Raw genomic sequence first — 18,510 nt, forward strand, 5'->3', positions numbered from 1 at the left:
GCTTGGCCGCATTGTCAACGGGGGTCGTTTATACGACCCCCTGGCGCCCGTTCGCCCACCTGCGAAAACGGAATATCGGGGTCGTACGTTCGCATATACGGCGTGGTTCCCTGTACCCCCATTAGCAATGATGTTATCAGGAGGTGCAGTGGCTTGATGCCGGCTGCGCCGCTGGTGCGATGCGCGGTTTCGGGCTGTGCGCGCGTTCGACGATTGGCGGGGAAATGCCGACGTCGGCGGGCGCCATGGCATGGGGAGAACCGTGCGGGAAGGAGCGGGCCCGTGAAGACGTCAGGGTACCGGAAGAGCCCGAGCGCGCGCATATGCAAGCGCATGGGGATATGGAAGGCCGCGATGCGGTGGAAGGAGGCGAGGACATGAAATCGACGAAGCGTTTCAAGGCAGCGTTAGCCGCCGTGCTGGTGCTTGCGTTGTCGCCGCTGTTCGGCGGCGCGGCGTTTGCGGAAGACTCGTCGGCGACAACGTACAGCGGCAACAAGACCGCCGTCACGGACCCCTCGACCATTTGGGATTGGCAGGGGCTTGTCGAGAACGACACGTCGAGCGTCGGGCGCATCTGGACCGACAAGACCGTGTCGAACGATACGATCAGTAAGAACGACGTCACCGTATCCAAGGCGAACGGTGCGGACTTCGTGACCGCGCTCACGGCGCTGTCGTCCACGTCGAACCTGTCCGATACGGCGACCACGCCGCTTGACATCGTGCTGGTGCTCGACGCCTCCGGGTCTATGAGCGACCCCATGGGCAGCGGCGATGACACGAAGCGCATCGACGCGCTTAAGAGCGCGGCGAACTCGTTCATCGACGAGATCGCCAAGCAGAACGCGACGGTCAAGGATGCCGCCAAGCAGCATCAGGTCTCCATCGTGAAGTTCGCTGGAAACAAGACCGACAAGGTCGGCAACGACACGTATCGCGAAGGCCAGTATTGGTACAACTACAGCCAGGTGATGAAGACGCTGGCTCCGTGCACTAACGATACGAAAAGCGCCTTCTCTTCCCAAGTGAACGCCATCCAGCCCGCCGGTGCAACGAATGCCGCCGCAGGCTTGGAGCTTGCGAAGGGTCAGACCTCCGATCGCTCCGATGCCAAGAAAGTCGTCATCTTCTTCACCGACGGCACGCCGACGGAATATAGCGAGTTTTCCCCTGACGTCGCCTCGAGCGCCGTTGGGCACGCTAAGGAAATGAAGGACGCGGGTGCTGCGGTGTACTCCATCGGCATCTTCCAGGGCGCCGATCCGGCAAAGAATCCCGATGGGCAGGGCGTTTCCAATGAGAATAAGTTCATGCACGCCGTGTCGAGCAACTACCCGTCTGCGACGTATTCTTACGAGAGCACGAGTTGGTGGTCGGGCGAATATATATGGAACTTCGGCGATCGTGCGAAGGGCTCCGATGGCAAAGACGCCACGTTCTACAAGAGCGCGACCAATGCCGATGAGCTGAAGCACGTGTTCGACGACATCTCCAAGGAGATCTCGAAGGGCTCCGGCTATCCCACGAAGACGAGCGAAGGCTTCGAGCACGAAACCGGCTACATCGCCTTTGACGATCAGCTGGGCGATTACATGCAGGTCACCGACCTGTCCACGCTCGTGTACAACGGAACGGTCTACGGCTGCAAGTCCAAGACCACGGACGGAAACGTCGACACGTATCATTTCAGCGGCGACGTGCATTCCGGTCTGGCCGCTGCCGACCTGAAAGACGTCGTGATCACCGTCACGCGTTCGGACAAACCTGCGGTGGGCGACAAGGTGCAGGTGAAGGTACCCGCGTCCTTGATCCCGCTGCGCAACTTCGTCATCGATTTGGCGAAGGACACCATGAGCGTCTCGAACACCACGCCGATCTCGGTGCTGTACTCCTCTGGCGTGAAGCCGGCAGCGCTCGATCTGCTGGAGAACCCCGATGACGCCATGAAGGCGTATATGGCGAAGAACACCGACTCCGAAACGGGCCAGGTGAACTTCTACGCCAACAAGTGGACCGGCGAGGAAACAGGCGACGCGGTCGCCACGTTCGAGCCGGCTGTGGGTAACAGCTACTATTACTTCACGCAGGACACGCCCATCTACACCGATGAGGCATGCACTGTTCCCGCGATGTCAGTGGAGAGCGGTTCCACGTACTACTACAAGCACGATTACTACGCCATGGAGAACGGCAAGCCCGTCGCGAAGACCGAGCATGTGTCCTTCCCCGGCGGTGCCGCTGAGCAAGTCGAGGGCGCCATCGGCAAGGATTCCACGGGTGCCTGCTACTTCAAGTCTGGCACGCCGCGCTTGACCTACGTCAACGAGCTGCATAAGGTCAAGGAGGAGAATCGCACGGCAACGGCCACGGACGTGTTGAACCCGAAGTGGAGCGGCGTCGAGCAGTCTTCCGCGGAAACGCTGATCAACGCCTATCTGGGCAACAACGGCAAGCTGAGCATGGATGTGCCCGGCACGCTGACGGTGACGAAGCAGCTGGAGTTGCCCGATGGATACAACGCGGATGATTTCGCGAACGATTCCTTCGAGTTCACCATTGCCATGCAGGATGCCGTCGGCAAGAGCTTCAACGCCGTGGTGAAAGACGCGAACGGCGAGCAGCAAGGTGATAAGTTCGTGCTGTCGTTCGGCCAGGATGGCCAGGCGAAGCGTTCCCTGAAGCCGGGCGAGACCCTGTACGTGTACGGGCTTTCCGCAGGCTGGGACTATAAGGTAAGCGAGACGCCGCGCGATGGCTTCAAGGCAGAGGCCGCTGGCGCGGAGGGCAAGATCGCTGCTGGCGAGACGAGCGCGGTAACGTATACGAACACGTACGCCGCATCCGGCACGCTGGATGGCGAGATGTACCTTAAGGGCAAGAAGGTGCTGACCGGTCGCGAGTGGTTGGCCGATGAATTCACGTTCATCATGAGGGATGCCGATACATCCGTTGAGGCACCGATGCCGTCGCCGCCGACCGATACCCTGGGCATCAGCAAGGGTGAGACGCGCGTTGTGGTAACGAGCAAGGACACCAAGGCTGGCGAGCCGGTGGGCTTCCATTTCAAGAGCATCGACTATACGAAGCCGGGCATGTACACGTACCAGATTTGGGAATCCGATGAGCCTAGCGCCTTGAGGCCCGGCGTGAGCGCATCCCAGGCGCTGTACCAGGTCGTCGTGACGGTAACCGACAAGGACCACAACGGCAAGCTGACGGTGGAATCTGTGATGACGAAGCTGAAGAGCGACAAGGGCGCGAAATGCGAGGAGCCCATCGAGAACAATACGGTGTCGTTTGTGAACAAGTACGATCCCGATGTGGTGGAGTGGGCCCCCAGCGGCACGAAGACGTATACGGACACGACGGGTGAGAACCCCCTTAGGCCGGATATGTTCCACGTGATCGTTCGCACGTACAATGCCGAGGCGCCTTTGCCCGATGGCGAAGTCGTGACGGGTACCGATCTCGCTCGCGGCGAATGGCGCGGTGTTGTGACCACGGTCGAGGCGGGCGGCAACATTGCGTGGCCGCCGGCGAAGTACGAGAGCAAAGATCTTGACCCTGAGAAGCGCGCTGCCACCTTCGAGTACGAAATCCTAGAGGTGGTTAAGGTCGGCGATACATGGCTTGCTGCGAATGACTCTCAAGCGTTCGGTTCCCGCTTGCCTGGCATGGTGTACGACTCGACGGTATGGACCGCGAAGGTCGCCATCGAGGAAGATGGCGGCAATCTTGAGCTGAAGGGTGTCGAGTACTACGGAAACGACAGCGAAGGGCTGGAGCCCAGCACTGGGTTCCTCTTCAATAACTCTTATGAGCCTAAGCCTGCTGAGCTTAAGGGCGATACGGCGATTCGCGGCACCAAGGTGCTGACCGGCCGCGATATGGCGGAAGGCGAGAAGTTCGGCTTCAAGCTGAGCGCGGCCGATGAGGCTACGCAGAATGCTAAGCTCGCCGGCAACATCGTCATCCCGGAGGGTGCTGACGAAGCTGTGGTGAGCGGTGCGAAGGCGGGCGTTGAGACCACGTTCTCCTTCGGCGAGATGACGTTCAGCAAGCCTGGCACGTATTCGTTCGCGGTGCAGGAGAACGAGTACTGCGGCAAGGGTCTTGACGCACCAGGCGCCGCAACCGGCGGCATCGTGTTCGACCGTCATGTCCACAAGGTTACGGTCAAGGTGGCCGATAACCACAGCGGAAAGCTGATCGCCGAGGTGAGCTACGACAACGGGCCGGCGAACTTCGTGAACGAGTACAAGCAGAAGAAGCAGTTCTCCGGCATCACCGTTCAGAAGACGCTGAACGGCCGCGACATGGCAGCCGATGAGTTCTCCTTCAGCATCCATGGCGTGATGTCCGATACCGTGTCTGCGGAAGACGCTGAAGCCCGCTTGGCGAATTCCGATCTCAGCTTCACCAACGCTGCGCGTGCCGATGGCGACGCGTGCGATATGGCGAAGATGAGCGGCGTCACGTTCACGCAGGATGATATCGGCAAGACGTTCGCGTACGAAGTGCGCGAGGTCGTGCCCGCTCCCGCCGACGCTAAACCCGGCGTCACCTATGACGGCAGCGTGCACACGCTTGAGATCACGGTGGGCATGAGCAACGATGCCGACAAGCATCTGACGCTGACCACCAAGCTGGATGGGGAGGTCGTCGATCATCCGACCAAGCCTGCTGTGGCGTTCGGGAATAGCTATGATAAGGTCGAATCGACCAGCTACGACACCGCCACTGCCGGTCTGAACAAGGTGCTCGAGGGCCGTAATTGGACCGATACCGACGAGTTTACGTTCGAGCTGAAGGCGCTCGATGGTGCCCCGCTTCCCGAGGGTGCTGTTGGTCCCGATGTGGCCTACGCGACGGTGACCAAGGCGATCCCCGCGGGGGCCTTCGGATTCGGCGAGATCGAGTTCGAGTTTGACATGCTGAAGGACGCGCCCGACCATAAGCGCACGTTCACTTACGAGGTGCGCGAGGTCGTGCCCGCCGACGGCCATAAGCTGCCGGGCATTCAGTACGACGATCACGTGGCCACCATGAAGGTGACGGTGTCCGACGATGGCTCCGGCAAGCTCAAGGCCTCTGCGGTTGCGGAGAACGTCACGTTCGTGAATCGCTACACCGCTGAAATCAATTACACGGAGGCGGGCGGCCTGAACGTGGCCAAGACCCTGTTCGGCCGCGATATGGCCGAGGGGAAGTTCAAGATCAAGGTGACCCCTGGCGACGAGGCGTCGGCGTATGTGCTGGGCCTGCCGCTGGAGGGCGCTGAGATCGCCATGCCCGCAGCTGCCGATGGCGCGCCAGCCGTGAAGTCCGTGCTGGGTGATCGGCAAGTGGTGCTAAGCCAGAGCGACGTGGGCAAGTCGTATACCTATAAGGTGGCCGAGGTTCAGGCAGCGGCCGACGGCTATACCTACGACACGACGGAGTACACGGTAACGGTAATGGTCTGGGACAACCCGGAGAAGGCCGCATTGACGGTCACCACCGAGGTGGCCGGACCTAAGGGCATCGAGACGTACGTGTACGGCGCAGATCCGTCTCCGGACCCCGCAACGGTTTTCTTCGTTAACAAGTATGACGCCTCCACCGACAATCCGGGCGGCACTGCCGCTCAGGTGACGGCGACCAAGGAGCTCACGGGACGTCCGCTTTCCGCCGGCGAGTTCACCTTCGCGGTGAAGTACGCAACGGGTGGGGATGACCTGCGGACGGCTAAGAACGCGGCCGACGGCACCGTGACGTTCGATGCCTTGCATTACACCACCGAGATGCTTAAGGGTCTGGTGAAGGACGGTAACGCCTCCAAGACCTCCGACAAGGGCGTCACCTCGTGGACGGTGAACTATCTGGCTTACGAGAAGACCGACGGCCTGGCCGGCCAGGGCATCACGGCGCAGACGCAGCCGATCCCGTTCGCGGTGACGGTCGTCGATAACGGCGACGGCTCGCTTACGGCAACGGCGAACCTGGACAAGGGTCTGAAGTTCGAGAACACGTACTCCACGGGCGATCCGGTGCAGGTGGGCCTGTCCGGCGTGAAGACGCTGCAGGCGGCACCCGGGCTTGAACCGGCCTCCATCGAGGATAAATTCACCTTCGCGGTGACCTCCGACGATGCGGCCGCTCCCATGCCCGAGCGCACCACCGCCAAGAACGCGGCGGACGGCAGCGTGGACTTCGGCACCATCAAGTTCACGTTGGACGACCTCAACAGCGCCCTGGGCGTGAACGACCAGACGGCCGCCGCGGACGCCGACAAGGCCGAAGCGGATGCTGCGAAGGCCGCCGACCAGGCTGCAGCACCGGCTAAGGAAACCGACGCCGATGCTGCGAAGGCCGCCGATGCCGATGCATCGAAGGCTGCCGCGGACGCTGACAAGGCCGCCGCGGGTGCGGATAACGCTTCCGCCCAGGCAGCCGACGAAGGCGACAAGCCTGCTGCCTCCAACGAGGGTGACAAGCCCGCGGCAGGCGACGAGCAGGGTGCGGGTGCCGTAGCGGCTCTCGATACCGACAACGGTACGGTTGACGAGGTCGCTCCCGGCAACCAGCCGGCCGACCAGCCGGCGAACCCGGAGCCCGAGTCCGGCAAGCCCCGTTCTCACGTGTTCACCTATAAGGTGACGGAGAGCGGTTCCGCGCCCGGCGTGATCAACGACGCCGCGGCGACCAAGACGGTCAGCTTCAAGGTGACCGACGACGGCAACGGCAAGCTGACGGTCGAGCGCCAGGGCGCCGCAGCTAACCCGGCGTTCTCCTTCACCAACACCTACACGGTGAAGCCTGCTAGCTCCAGCGTGACCGACCAGGTGACGGTGACCAAGACGCTGACGGGCCGCGACATGGCCGCCGGCGAGTTCGCGTTCGAGTTGCTCGAGGGCGAAGATGTGGTGGCGACCGGAACTAACGCCGCCGACGGCAGCGTGGCGCTGAGCCCGGTGGAGTACACGTATCCCAACACGCATCGCTACACGTTGCACGAGGTCGGGGGCGGCGCCGTCGCCAACGGCGTGACCTATGACGGCGCGACGTACACCGTGGTCACCACGGTGAAGGACAACCGCGACGGCACGCTCAGCGTGACCCATGCGCTGGAAGGCGCGCGCGAGGCCACCTTCGCCAACGCCTACCAGGCAGCGCCCACGACCGTGACCATCGGCGCCTCCAAGACGCTGGTGGGCAAGAACCTTCAGGACGGGCAGTTCACGTTCGTGCTGACCGCGGCCGACGGCACCGAGCTTAAGGCGAAGAACGCCGCCGATGGCAAGATCGCCTTCCCGGCGCTGACGTTCGACAAGCCCGGCACGTACGAGTTCGCGCTCACCGAGCTCGACGATGCGCAGGCGAACGTGACGTACGACAAGCACGCGTACAAGGTGACCGTGACGGTCGTCGATGACGGGCTCGGCCACTTGAATGCAACGGTGGCAGGCGATGCCGACGTGCTCGCGTTCACGAACACGTACACCGAGCCCGCGACGCCTGTGCAGCCCACGCAGCCTGGCGGCAAGACCTTCACGCCGAGCGGGCTGGTCGGCAAGGTGCTGACGCAGACAGGCGACGACAAGCTTGCCCTGGTCCTGCCGCTTGCGGCGGTGGCCCTGGCGGGCGCGGCGTCCATCGCGGCGCTGGTCATCATGCGCCGTCGCGATAAGCGCTAGCGCAGCCGAACCCGGCGAAGGCCGGATACGGAAACCCGCTGCCGCACCTGGGTAGGGCGGCGGCGGGATGCAAGAAGAGGGCCGGGTTGATACCCGGCCCTCTTCGCGTTTCGCTATGTTGTGGATTCCTACACGGGCTTTACCTCGATGCCGGCCTCGGTCAGCGCGGTGCGGATCTTGCCGGCGAACTCGAGCGCGTGCACGTTGTCGCCGTGGATGCAGATGGTGTCGGGCTTCACGGTGATCAGCTTGCCCGATGCGGACTCGATGGTGCCCTCCTTCACGGCGCGCACCACGCGCGCCACGGCGAAGTCCTCGTCGGTGATGACGGCGTCAGGAAGCTTGCGCGACACCAGCAGGCCCTCGTCGGTGTAGTTGCGGTCGGCGAAGAACTCCTGCGCGGTGCGGATGCCCTCCGCCTGGCCTGCGCGGATGAGCTCGCTGTTCGCCAGGCCCACCAGCACCAGGTCCAGGCTGGCGTCGTGCACGGCGGCGGCCACGGCGCGGGCAAGCTCCGGGTCCACGGCGGCGCGGTTGTACAGCTGGCCGTGCGGCTTGACGTGGTGCATGCGCGCGCCGGTGGCGTGGCAGAAGGCCTGCAGCGCGCCGATCTGGTACAGGATGTAGTCGTAGGCCTCGTCGGGCGACATGGCGATGTCGCGGCGGCCGAAGCCCTGCAGGTCGGGGTAGCCCGGGTGCGCGCCCACGGCCACGCCCGCATCGGCGGCAAGCTTGACGGTGCGGCGCATGACCGCCGGGTCGCCGGCGTGCATGCCGCACGCCACGTTGACGCTGGAAACCAGCGGGATGACCTGATCGTCAAGCCCGAGCGTGTATCGCCCGAAGCTTTCCCCCAGGTCGGAGTTAAGATCGATGCTCGGCATGTTCAACACTTCCATTTCCATATACATGAGCGTGCGCGGTTGCGGCATGTCGCAACCGCGCACGGCGTCGGTTCGGGTTGTTCTCCCTCGGGCAAGCCTCAGGCGAATCGGCGTGATAGCCCGGCTAGCCCTTCAGATCAACGTTCTTGGTGTCCGTGATCAGCATGTAGCCGGGGGCGTGCGTGATGGCGAACGGCGGCTTGCTGTTCATGACGATGGACTGCGGGGTGACGCCGCATGCCCAGAACACCGGCACCTCGCCGGGGTTGATGTCCACCGGGTCGCCGAAGTCGGGCTTGGCGATGTCCTTGATGCCGATGACGGAGGGGTCGCCGATATGCACGGGTGCGCCGTGCACCTTCGGGATGGCGCCGGAGATCTGCACCGCCTTCACCACCTGGTCGTAGGGGATGGGGCGCATGCTGACCACCGTGTTGCCGCTCATGGAGCCGGCCGGTTCGCACGCCAGGTTGGTCAGGTACATGGACACGTTGCGGCCCTGCGTGTTGTGGCGCATCTCGATGCCCGCCTCGATGAGCTCGCTCTCGAAGCTGAACGAGCAGCCGATGATGAACGCCACCAGGTCGTCGCGCCAGTAGTCCACCACGTCGTCGACCTCGTCCACCATGACGCCGTCCTTGTAGATGCGGTATCCGGGGAAGTCGGTGGCAACGTCGCAGTCCTTCGCGCAGATGTGCGTCATGCGCTCGCCCACCTCGGTGACCTCCAGGATGGGGCAGGGCTTGGGGTTGCGCTGCGCGAACAGCAGGAAATCATAGGCCTGCTCGCGCGGCAGGATGATCAGGTTCGCCTGCGCGTAACCCGGGCACAGGCCGCTCGTGGGAGCGGCGAACTTGCCTTCGCGGATCAGATGGCGCGCCTCGGCCGGCGTGGCGTGGAGCATCTGCTCCCACACGTCGGCGTCGACGCCTTCGGGCTTTGCAGGTACCGGCATTTCGATTCCCATAACGCTTCCTTTCGTTGATCCCTACACTTCGCCTGCAAGGAACTGCTCGATGAAGCCCGTGTCGGCCAGGCCGGCGCGGAACGTCTCGTTCTCCATGATGGCGTATTGGAAGTCAAGGTTGGTGTTCACGCCCACGACCACCATCTCCTCGAGCGCGGTGCGCATCTTGGCGATGGCCTCGGTGCGGTTGCGGCCCTGCACGATGATCTTGGCGATCATGGAGTCGTAGTACGGCGAGATCTCGAAGCCGTCGTAGGCCGCGGTGTCCACGCGCACGCCGTTGCCGCCGGGCAGGTGCATCTGCGAGATGGTGCCGGGGCTGGGCATGAAGTTCTTCTCGGGCGTTTCGGCGTTGATGCGGCACTCGATGGCGTGCCCGCGCAGCACGATGTCGTCCTGGGAAAACGACAGCGGCTCGCCGGCGGCCACGCGGATCATCTCGCCCACCAGGTCGGTGTGCGTGACCATCTCGGTGACGCAGTGCTCCACCTGGATACGCGTGTTCATCTCCATGAAGTAGTAGTTGCGCTCGGCGTCCATGAGGAACTCGATGGTGCCGGCGGACGTGTAGCCCACGGCGCGCGCGGCCTTCACGGCGTCGTCCATCATGCGGCGGCGCAGGCTCTCGTCGGCGTCCAGCAGCGGGCTGGGGCTTTCCTCGATCATCTTCTGGTGGTTGCGCTGCACGCTGCAGTCGCGCTCGCCCAGGGCCACCACGTTGCCGTGGTTGTCGGCGATGATCTGCACCTCCACGTGGCGCGGGTTCTGCACGGCGCGCTCCAGGTACATGGTGTTGTCGCCGAAGGCGTTGACGCTTTCGCGCTGGGCGATGTTGAACATGTCGGCGAAGTCCTCTTCGCTCTCCGACACGCGCATGCCCTTGCCGCCGCCGCCCGACGACGCCTTGATCATGATGGGCCAGCCGATGGTGCGGGCCTGCTCAAGGGCCACGTCAACGTCGTGGATGCCCTTCTTCGTGCCGGGCACCACGGGTACGCCGGCGTCCATCATGGTGCGGCGGGCCTGGCTTTTGTTGCCCATGCGGTCGATGACCTCGGGCGTGGGGCCGATGAACACGATGTCGTTGTCGCGGCACAGCTTGGCGAACGTGGAGTTCTCGGACAGGAAGCCGTAGCCGGGGTGGATGGCGTCGGCGCCCGTGCCCTGGGCCGCGGCCAGGATGGCGGTGGTGTTCAGGTACGAATCGCGCGCCGGCGCGGGGCCGATGCACACGGCCTCGTCGGCCAGGTAGGTGTGCAGGGCGTGGCGGTCGGCCGTGGAGTACACGGCAACCGTCTTGATGCCCATGGCGCGGCATGCGCGGATGATGCGCACGGCTATCTCGCCGCGGTTGGCTATGAGGATCTTGTTGAACATGGGGCTCGCCTGGCCTTACGCGTTCGCGCTGGTGGAGATGCGGAACAGCGGCTGGTCGTACTCGACCTGCGTGCCGTTGGCGGCCAGCACCTCGGTGATGACGCCCGGCGCGGGGGCCGTGATCTCGTTCATCATCTTCATGGCCTCGACGATGGCCAGCGTCTGGCCGGTCAGCACCTCCTGGCCAACCTTCACGAACGGGTCCTCGTCGGGGCTGGGGCCGGCGTAGAACGTGCCCACCATGGGGCTGCGGACCACGCTGGCGTCGTCGTCGCCGGCCACGGGCGCGCTTGCGGCGCCGGCCACCACGCCGGTGGCGTCCTCGCGGGCGTTGAGCAGCTGGCCGACGCGCTCGGCCATGAGGGGCAGGGTGGCGCCGGACAGCGCGCCGGCGGCGGGCTTGCGCTCGAGCTCGATCTCCACCTGGCCGTCCTTGAAGCGCAGGGCGGTCAGATCGCCCTCGTCCATGATGTTGAGAAGGTCGAGGATGTTCTCGCGGCGCTGCTTCATGGCGTCGGCGGTGCCGTTGGTTTCGTTCGTGGTCATGGGGTGCTCCTATCGGTTCGACTCGCTTGCGGGCTGCTCTGCGGGCTGCAAGCGTTGTTGCTCGGTTCTGCTCAGTTCGATCCACAGCTTCTGGCTGCCGGACGCGTGCGCGCGGGCCTGCGCTTCCAGGATGGGCGTCAGCCTTCGCGCCGTCCTTCGCGGCGATATGCCGCCGTAGCAGGGGCGCTTGACCATCTTGGCGAGCGCCTCCATGCGGCGCGCCTCCTGGCGGTACAGGTCCTGCGCCTGCTGGATGGTGACGGGGGCGAAGCGGATGACGCGGCCCGGCGTGCACTGCACCAGCTTGGGCAGGTCGACGCTGCAGACGGTGCCGATCTTGGCGTAGCCGCCGGTGGTCTGGCGGTCTGAGAGCATGATGATGGGGCGGCCGTCGGCGGGGATCTGCACGGCGCCCAGCGCGATGCCGTCCGAGATGATGTCGCTGCCGTTCACCGTCTCGATCTCGGGGCCGTCCAGGCGGAACCCCATGCGGTCGCAGCGGCTGGTGGTGGTGTAGGCCTGGCCGTAGAAGGTGTCCACGCCGTCTTGCGTGAACATGTCCTCCTGCGGGCCGGGCACCACGCGCAGCGTGATCTCGGGGTCGTCGAAGCCGTAGAAATCATCGTCGCGGTCGACGGTGTGCGAGCCCAGGTTGGGGATGAAGTCGATGTTGCGCGTGCAAAACGGCAGGTAGTCGCCGGTGATGAGCGCGCGGCCCTTCCATCCGCCGATGCCGCACTTCAGGTTGGTGGAGCGGCTGCCCATGACCTCGGGCGCGTTGATCGATCCGCCCGCGATGGCCAGGTAGCCGTACATGCCCGTTTTCGGGGCGCCGAAGGCCAGCACGCTGCCGCGGTGCACGGCCAGCGCGGTGTACATGGGCGCGGGACGGCCGTCGAGCGTGGGGCGGAAATCGCCGCCGGTGATGGCGACGTAGGTGCTGGTGGTGAAGCGAAGCGTGGGACCGGCCAGGCAGAACTCCAGGACGGGGGCGTCGGGGTCGTTGTCGACCAGCAGGTTGGCCGTGTGCAGCGCGCGGGTGTCCATGACGCCCGACGGGCTGAAGCCGCTGCCCAGATAGCCGGTGCGGCCCCGGTCCTGCACGGTGGTCAGGATGCCGGGTTTGATGGCGGTGACTCCCATGCTAGGCCTCCTCTACGATAACGTCGCACTCATAGCCGCCTGCGGCGATCTGCGCCTCGATGGCGTCATACTGCTTCTGCGTGATGGGCTGGAAGCGAAGGTACTCGCCTGCGCGGTACAGGATGGGCTGGGCGCGCTCGGGGTCGTACGGGCGCACGGGGCTGCGGCCGATGATCTGCCAGCCTCCGGGGCTTGCCAGCGGGTAGATGCCCGTCTGCGCGCCGCCGATGCCCACGCTGCCCGCAGGGATCTCGGTGCGCGGAACGGAAAGGCGCGGCGTGTGCAGCCGCGGGTCCAGGCCGCCCAGGTAGGCGAAGCCGGGCAGGAAGCCCAGCATGTCGATGAGGTAGTCGTGCGCGCAGTGCAGGCTGATAACGTCCTGCTCGGACATGCCGGCATGGTGCGCCACCGTGGGCAGGTCGGGGCCGAACTCCCCGCCGTAGCAGACGGGGATGACCACGATGCGCTTCACGCCCGTCTCGGCGGCGGCCAGGTTGCGCAGCTTGCCCTGCACGCGCTGGCACAGCTCGTCGTAGCCGATGACGCACGGGTCGTAGGTGACCATGAGCGAGCAGAACGTGGGCACCAGCTCGGTGACCCCGGGGATGGGATCGTCGGTGAGCGTCTGCGCGGCAACGCGGATCATGCCGCTGGTTTGCGGCGATATGGTTTTGGCGAACTCCAAGTTGATAGCGGAGTCGCCAGCGATGGTGATGTTAAATCCAGCCACTGTTCCCCTATGCTTTCGGATTGCGTACCTGCCTATGGTAGATGATGTTTCCCCTCATGCTAAGGCAATTAGCCGCAAATAGGCATTTTGGTAATATACTTGCAACTTATTTCATGGATAACGATGAAGCCGCGGATAGGCGGCAAAAGGCGCGGCTGCGCAGGTGGGTTTCCCGTTTGCGGGGCCTGATAGCGTAGCGTTGAGCCGCCTGCGGCATTCGGGTGCCGGCAGCGGCGCCGAAGCGCGCGGCGTTGCTGCGCCTGCGGCGTCGTTGCGGCGGTTGCGCGGCAGCGGAGCGTTCGCCGCGTTGTTTCGCCGATCGCAAGATAACGGGAGCGAGGGTCTCGGTTGGTTAAGAACGTCATATTCCTGGCGGTGTTTTTGTTCGGCTACACCGTGCAGGCCATCACCGGTTTCGCCGGCAACATCTTCTGCATGCCGGTGGGCACGCTCACGTTGGGGCTGCAAAGCTCGGTGTCCATCTTGAACGCCACGGGCTTTCTGGCCTGCACGGTGCTGGCGGTGCTCAACTTCCGCAGCATCCATTGGCGCGAGCTCGGCAAGATCGTGGGCGTCATGCTGCCGTTCGTGGCGCTGGGCGCCTGGCTTGACTCCGTGGTGCCGCTGCATGCGCTGTTGAAGATATACGGCCTGGTCATCCTTGCCGTGGGCATCAAGAACCTGGTGCAGCGCAAGCAGTCGTTCCTGCCGGAGTGGGCGCTGTGGGGCGTGCTGGTGGCGGCGGGCCTGATCCAGGGCATGTTCGTTTCCGGCGGCGCGCTGCTGGTCATCTACGCGGTGCAGAAGCTTACGGACAAGGAACAGTTCCGCGCCACGCTGTCGGCGGTGTGGTCCATCCTCAACCTGCTGTACGCCGGCGTGCAGCTGTACCAGGGGCACTTCACCCACGAGGTGTGGATCATGGTGCTGTGCTGCATCCCGCTCATCGTGCTTGCCACGGTGGTGGGCGGCAAGCTTGCCAAGCGCATCAGCCAGGAGCGCTTCCTGAAGCTGACGTACGTGCTGCTGCTGGTCATCGGCACCGTTTTGCTGGTCACGTCGTAAGGGTCCTTCGGCGCTTCGGCGGCCTTGAGCGCCGGCTCGGTTTGGCCCAGGGCGCTGCTCGGGCTTTGCCGTCTTGGGCGGTATCCGGTGCCGGGGTTCACGGGCGGGGCGTATGGGGCAGAGCGTACGCAGGGAAAGCCGACTTGGGGTTTTGACCAGTGTCTAGAAACTGAAAAGCGGGGGCCGATGGCCCCCGCTTTCACGTTCGTGCTTGTTTTGCCAGCCGCTTCGCGCGGTTAGTCCTGTTTGACCACCAGCACGTCGCAGCGGACGTTGCGGATGAGGTACGTGGAGACGCTGCCCACGAACACGTACTTGATGTTGCTCAGGCCACGCTCGCCGCAGATGACCAGGTCGGGCTCGGTGGGCTCGATGAGCTGCTTCTGCAGCGTGTCAGTGATGCGGCCGGCACGGACGATCAGCTGCACGGAGGGGATGTCGGCGTTGTTGCGGGCCTTCTCCAGCAGGTCGGCAAGGTCGGTCTCGATGCGGATCTTGCCCTCGTTGCACAGAAGCTCGAAGTCGACGCCCGATGCCTCGTAGGGCACGGAGTCGATGACGTGGCCGAACGTGAGCTCGGCATGCTCTTCCTCCGCTAGGGCGATGGCGCGCTCCATGACCGCTCGCTGGGTGGATGCGCCGTCGAGTGCTGCGAAGATGCGCTTGTAACCGAAAGCCATGATAACCCCTTTCGTTGTGCGCGGCGCTTGGGCGCCTGCGCGGATGTTTTCAGGTCGGCTCGAGCGTGTGCCACGAGATCACGCGCCCGTGTTCTGGGGTTATTGTACCGCAATGTGCGCCCGCCGGCGGTGACGGTTTGCTTTCGGCGCAAGGTGTTGCCCAAGGGTTTCCCAGCGGGGAGCCGAGTGCGTTCAAGCTGCCGGCGCAGGCGGTCGGCATGCTTGGCGGGCGCCTGAGCGGACGCTCGGTGGGTTCCGACCAGGTGGGCTGCGCGCCGCTTTCGCCGATGGTCCTTGCCGGCGAGCTTGTCCGAAATGCGGTTTTCGTGCTCCGGCTAACTTTGTTGGTTGCCGCGCGGGCGGCAACGCGGTGCGAAAGTGCTAATCTGGACGGCGAACTTTTCATTGCGCGTTATGCGCACCGGCACGCAAGGAGCACCTTATGATCGACGAAAGAATGTATGACCTGGGAAACGAGCCCTCCGCGATCCGCGAGCTGTTCGCCTACGGTTTGAAGCGCAAGGCCGAGATCGGCGATGACAAGGTGTTCGATTACTCCATCGGCAACCCCAGCGTGCCCGCGCCGCAGAAGGTGGCGGATACCATTGAGGAGCTTATGAAGCTGCCGCCGGTCGAACTGCACGCGTATTCGCCTGCCGCCGGCATCCCCGCCGTTCGCCAGACCATCGCCGACAGCATCGCGCGCCGCTACGGTATCCCGGCGAAGGCTGGCCGCGTGTACATGACGGTGGGCGCCGCCGCATCCATCGCCATCAGCCTGGGCGCTGTCACCAACGCCGGCGATGAGGTCATCGTTCCCAGCCCGTACTTCCCCGAGTACAAGGTGTGGATCGAGACCATGGGCTGCTCCATCGTCGAGGTTCCCACGCAGGTTCCCAGCTTCCAGCTTGACGTGGAGGCTATGGCCGCCGCCATCAACGAGAAGACCGCGGCTGTCATCATCAATTCGCCGAACAACCCGGTGGGCGCGGTGTACACGCGCGAGAACCTGGAGGCGCTGGCCGCCATGCTCGAGGAGAAGGGCAAGGAGATCGGCCACCCGATCTACCTGATCAGCGACGAGCCGTATCGCGAGATCACCTATGGCGTGGAAGTTCCCTACGTTCCCACCATCTATCCCCGCACGCTGGTGTGCTACTCGTACTCTAAGGCGCTCAGCCTGCCGGGCGAGCGCGTGGGCTACGTGTACGTTTCCGACACCATGGATGCCGAAGAGGCCGACCGCGTGTTCTTCGCCGTTGCCGGCGCAGGCCGCGCGCATGGCTATATTTGCGCGCCGGTGCTGTTCCAGCGCGTTGCCGCGGCGTGCGTCGACGAGCCGTCCGACGTGGAGGCGTATGCCACCAACCGTCGCATCCTGACCGAGGCTCTGGACGAGATGGGCTACGAGTACGTGCAGCCCGACGGCGCGTTCTATCTGTGGGTGCGTGCGCTTGAGCCCGATGCCCAGGCGTTCAGCGATCGCGCGAAGCAGCACGAGCTGCTCATCGTTCCCTCCGACAGCTTCGGCTGCCCGGGTTGGGTGCGCATGAGCTACTGCATCGCCCGCGAGACCATCGAGAACAGCCTGCCGGCGCTGAAGGCGCTCAAGGAGTCCTACGACGCCGAGTAGCGTTTGCTTGATATGCCGTTGAAGCGCGAGCTGGGTGAGAGCCCGGCTCGCGCTTTTTGTTTGGGCGGGGTTTTGCGGCTTCGCAAAAGGCTGCCGGGCGTGTTGCGGCGGCGAGGGCTGCGCCCGGCCGTTTGCGGCTGAGAGGGTTATGCCCGGACGTTTTGCGGTGCTGGCTTACGCCCACGCTTTCGCGAGTGCGCTCACAACGGCGGGGGCTTGCTCGGCGGCGATGCTGTCGCTTCGCAGGATGAAGCGCGCGGGAGATGCGCCTGCCGTGCTTGCCCGTGGCTCGGTGTCGGTCGGGGCCGCGCTTGGCGAAGCCGTGCCGGCGAAGCTCGATAGCGGGGCGATGCGGATGCCGGTTGCTTCAGCCGCGGCGGCAAGCTCGCGTTCGCCGCATGCGCTTTCCAGCTGCATGGTGAAATGCAGGCCGTCGTTGAGCCTGGCGAACGCAATGCGCTCGCCAAAGGCGTCGCGCAAGGCGTTGACCAGGGCATCCTGCGTTTTGCGCGCGTGCGTGCGCAGGCGGTTCACGTGGCGGTCGTAATGGCCCTGCTCGATGAAGCGCGCCAGGGCCAGCTGATCGAGCGGGCTGACGGTGTTCGCGTAGAAGCCGAGCTGTTCGCGGAAGCGCTGCGCCAGCTGCGGCGGCAGCACCAGGTACGCCATGCGAAACGCCGCGCCCAGGCTTTTTGCGAACGAGTTGAGGTACAGCACGCGTTCGGCGGCGTCGATGCCGAACAGCGAGGGTATGGGCCGCCCGGCCATGCGGAACTCCGAGTCGTAGTCGTCCTCGATCAGGTAGCGGTCTTCTTCGCGCGCCCAGTTCAGCAGCTCGCGGCGCCGAGCTGCCGTGGTGACGATCCCGGTGGGGAACTGGTGCGACGGCATGATGTGGGCGACCGACGCCCCGGATGCTTCCAGGGCTGCCATGTCGATGCCGGAATCGTCCAGCCCGATATGCGCAACCTGCGCATCCTGCTGCTCGTACATGCGTGTGAGCAGGGGATATCCAGGGTCTTCCACCGCGTAGCGCCTTGTGCGCCCCAGCAGCTGCACCAACAGTTGATACAGCGTCTGCGATCCGGCGCCTATGACGACCTGGTCGGGCGACACATCCATTCCGCGATATTGACGCAGGTGGTCGGCGATGGCGCTTCGCAGCTCGGGCGATCCCGCCGCGGAAGCGGCTTCGGCCAGCGATGCCGCAGATTCGTCCGAGAGCGTCCGCCGGACGGCTTTTGCCCAAGCGGAATAGGGGAGCATAGTGGTTGCCAGCGTGCTGTGCGTGAAGTCCGCGAGCAGCGGTGCGTCGGACGGGGCGTTTTGCGGGCGGGGTTCGGCGCCGGCAGGCAGGGTGGGGATGCCGTCGGCTGACAGGGCGGTCGGGCCGGTGGTCGGCCGATGCCCGGCCGGTTCTCCCGGAAGCCCCTTTTCTCGCGAAAAAGGCTGCCGGCTGTTTTGGTTTTCGGGATGGCTCTCTCGTGCGCTGCTTGTGACCGCGCTCGTCGTTTCGGGTCGGTGCTGCGCGCTTCCCGGCTCCTCGATCTTGGCGGCGGGCGCAAGGTCGCACGCGTAGTAGCCGCAGCGCTCGCGCGAGCGGATGTATCCTTCGGCAACAAGCTGGTCGTATGCGGCCTCGACGGTGATCAGGCTGACGCCCAGCTGCTTCGCCAGCGCGCGTTTCGAGGGTAATTTCTGTCCAGGTTCTACTTTCCCGTGTGCGATATCGTGACGGATGCAACGATACAGGTATTCGTAAAGGGCCAGTTCACCACGCGATTCCATATCATAGAAGAACATCTG

At 64.5% G+C, this 18,510-nt stretch carries 11 protein-coding genes; 3 read left to right on the top strand and 8 right to left on the bottom strand.

The annotated features are described in order from the left end of the window. Window positions 1-377: 377 nt before the first annotated feature. Window positions 378-7,679, top strand: coding sequence for an FctA domain-containing protein (locus Q0G75_RS06820; protein WP_294415151.1), 7,302 nt, complete (start codon window positions 378-380; stop codon window positions 7,677-7,679). A gap of 128 nt (window positions 7,680-7,807) precedes the next feature. Here the strand turns inward: Q0G75_RS06820 and Q0G75_RS06825 are convergent, their stop codons facing one another. From Q0G75_RS06825 to pxpB, 6 genes are all read right to left on the bottom strand, one after another. Next, window positions 7,808-8,563 carry a 5-oxoprolinase subunit PxpA gene (locus tag Q0G75_RS06825; RefSeq protein ID WP_294415150.1) on the bottom strand — a complete coding sequence of 252 codons (756 nt, stop codon included), beginning with the start codon at window positions 8,561-8,563 and terminating at the stop codon, window positions 7,808-7,810. A gap of 124 nt (window positions 8,564-8,687) precedes the next feature. After that, window positions 8,688-9,530 (bottom strand): putative hydro-lyase, encoded by an 843-nt coding sequence (locus tag Q0G75_RS06830; RefSeq protein WP_294415148.1) that lies wholly within the window; start codon window positions 9,528-9,530, stop codon window positions 8,688-8,690. 21 nt (window positions 9,531-9,551) lie between these two features. Beyond that, a complete protein-coding gene (gene accC / locus Q0G75_RS06835) occupies window positions 9,552-10,907 on the bottom strand; it encodes an acetyl-CoA carboxylase biotin carboxylase subunit (protein WP_294415146.1) in 1,356 nt (451 codons plus the stop codon). 15 nt (window positions 10,908-10,922) lie between these two features. After that, the gene (accB, locus tag Q0G75_RS06840) at window positions 10,923-11,453 is read right to left on the bottom strand and encodes an acetyl-CoA carboxylase biotin carboxyl carrier protein (protein ID WP_294415143.1); all 531 of its coding nucleotides are present in this window, start codon (window positions 11,451-11,453) and stop codon (window positions 10,923-10,925) included. Between the two features lie 9 nt (window positions 11,454-11,462). Continuing rightward, window positions 11,463-12,596: a biotin-dependent carboxyltransferase family protein gene (locus Q0G75_RS06845; RefSeq protein ID WP_294415142.1), complete on the bottom strand. Its 1,134-nt coding sequence runs from the start codon at window positions 12,594-12,596 to the stop codon at window positions 11,463-11,465. A gap of 1 nt (window position 12,597) precedes the next feature. Further along, the gene (pxpB, locus tag Q0G75_RS06850) at window positions 12,598-13,326 is read right to left on the bottom strand and encodes a 5-oxoprolinase subunit PxpB (RefSeq protein WP_294415140.1); all 729 of its coding nucleotides are present in this window, start codon (window positions 13,324-13,326) and stop codon (window positions 12,598-12,600) included. Window positions 13,327-13,674: 348 nt separating this feature from the next. Between pxpB and Q0G75_RS06855 the strand changes: the two genes are divergently transcribed. Next, entirely contained in the window at window positions 13,675-14,391 is a 717-nt protein-coding gene (locus tag Q0G75_RS06855) for a sulfite exporter TauE/SafE family protein (protein WP_294415138.1), read from the top strand. Window positions 14,392-14,627: 236 nt separating this feature from the next. On the opposite strand, the gene Q0G75_RS06860 is transcribed toward Q0G75_RS06855, so the two are convergent. Further along, the gene (locus Q0G75_RS06860) at window positions 14,628-15,071 is read right to left on the bottom strand and encodes a universal stress protein (RefSeq protein ID WP_114620622.1); all 444 of its coding nucleotides are present in this window, start codon (window positions 15,069-15,071) and stop codon (window positions 14,628-14,630) included. A gap of 442 nt (window positions 15,072-15,513) precedes the next feature. Here Q0G75_RS06860 and Q0G75_RS06865 point away from each other — a divergent pair, with 442 nt between their 5' ends. Then, on the top strand, window positions 15,514-16,704 hold the full coding sequence (locus tag Q0G75_RS06865; protein WP_294415134.1) for a pyridoxal phosphate-dependent aminotransferase: 1,191 nt from the start codon (window positions 15,514-15,516) through the stop codon (window positions 16,702-16,704). A 174-nt stretch (window positions 16,705-16,878) separates the two neighbouring features. Here Q0G75_RS06865 and Q0G75_RS06870 read toward each other — a convergent pair whose 3' ends face one another. After that, entirely contained in the window at window positions 16,879-18,507 is a 1,629-nt protein-coding gene (locus Q0G75_RS06870) for a PLP-dependent aminotransferase family protein (protein WP_294415133.1), read from the bottom strand. Between the last annotated feature and the right edge of the window lie 3 nt (window positions 18,508-18,510).

The sequence above is a fragment of the uncultured Senegalimassilia sp. genome, from assembly GCF_934636665.1.
GTDB lineage: Bacteria > Actinomycetota > Coriobacteriia > Coriobacteriales > Eggerthellaceae > Senegalimassilia.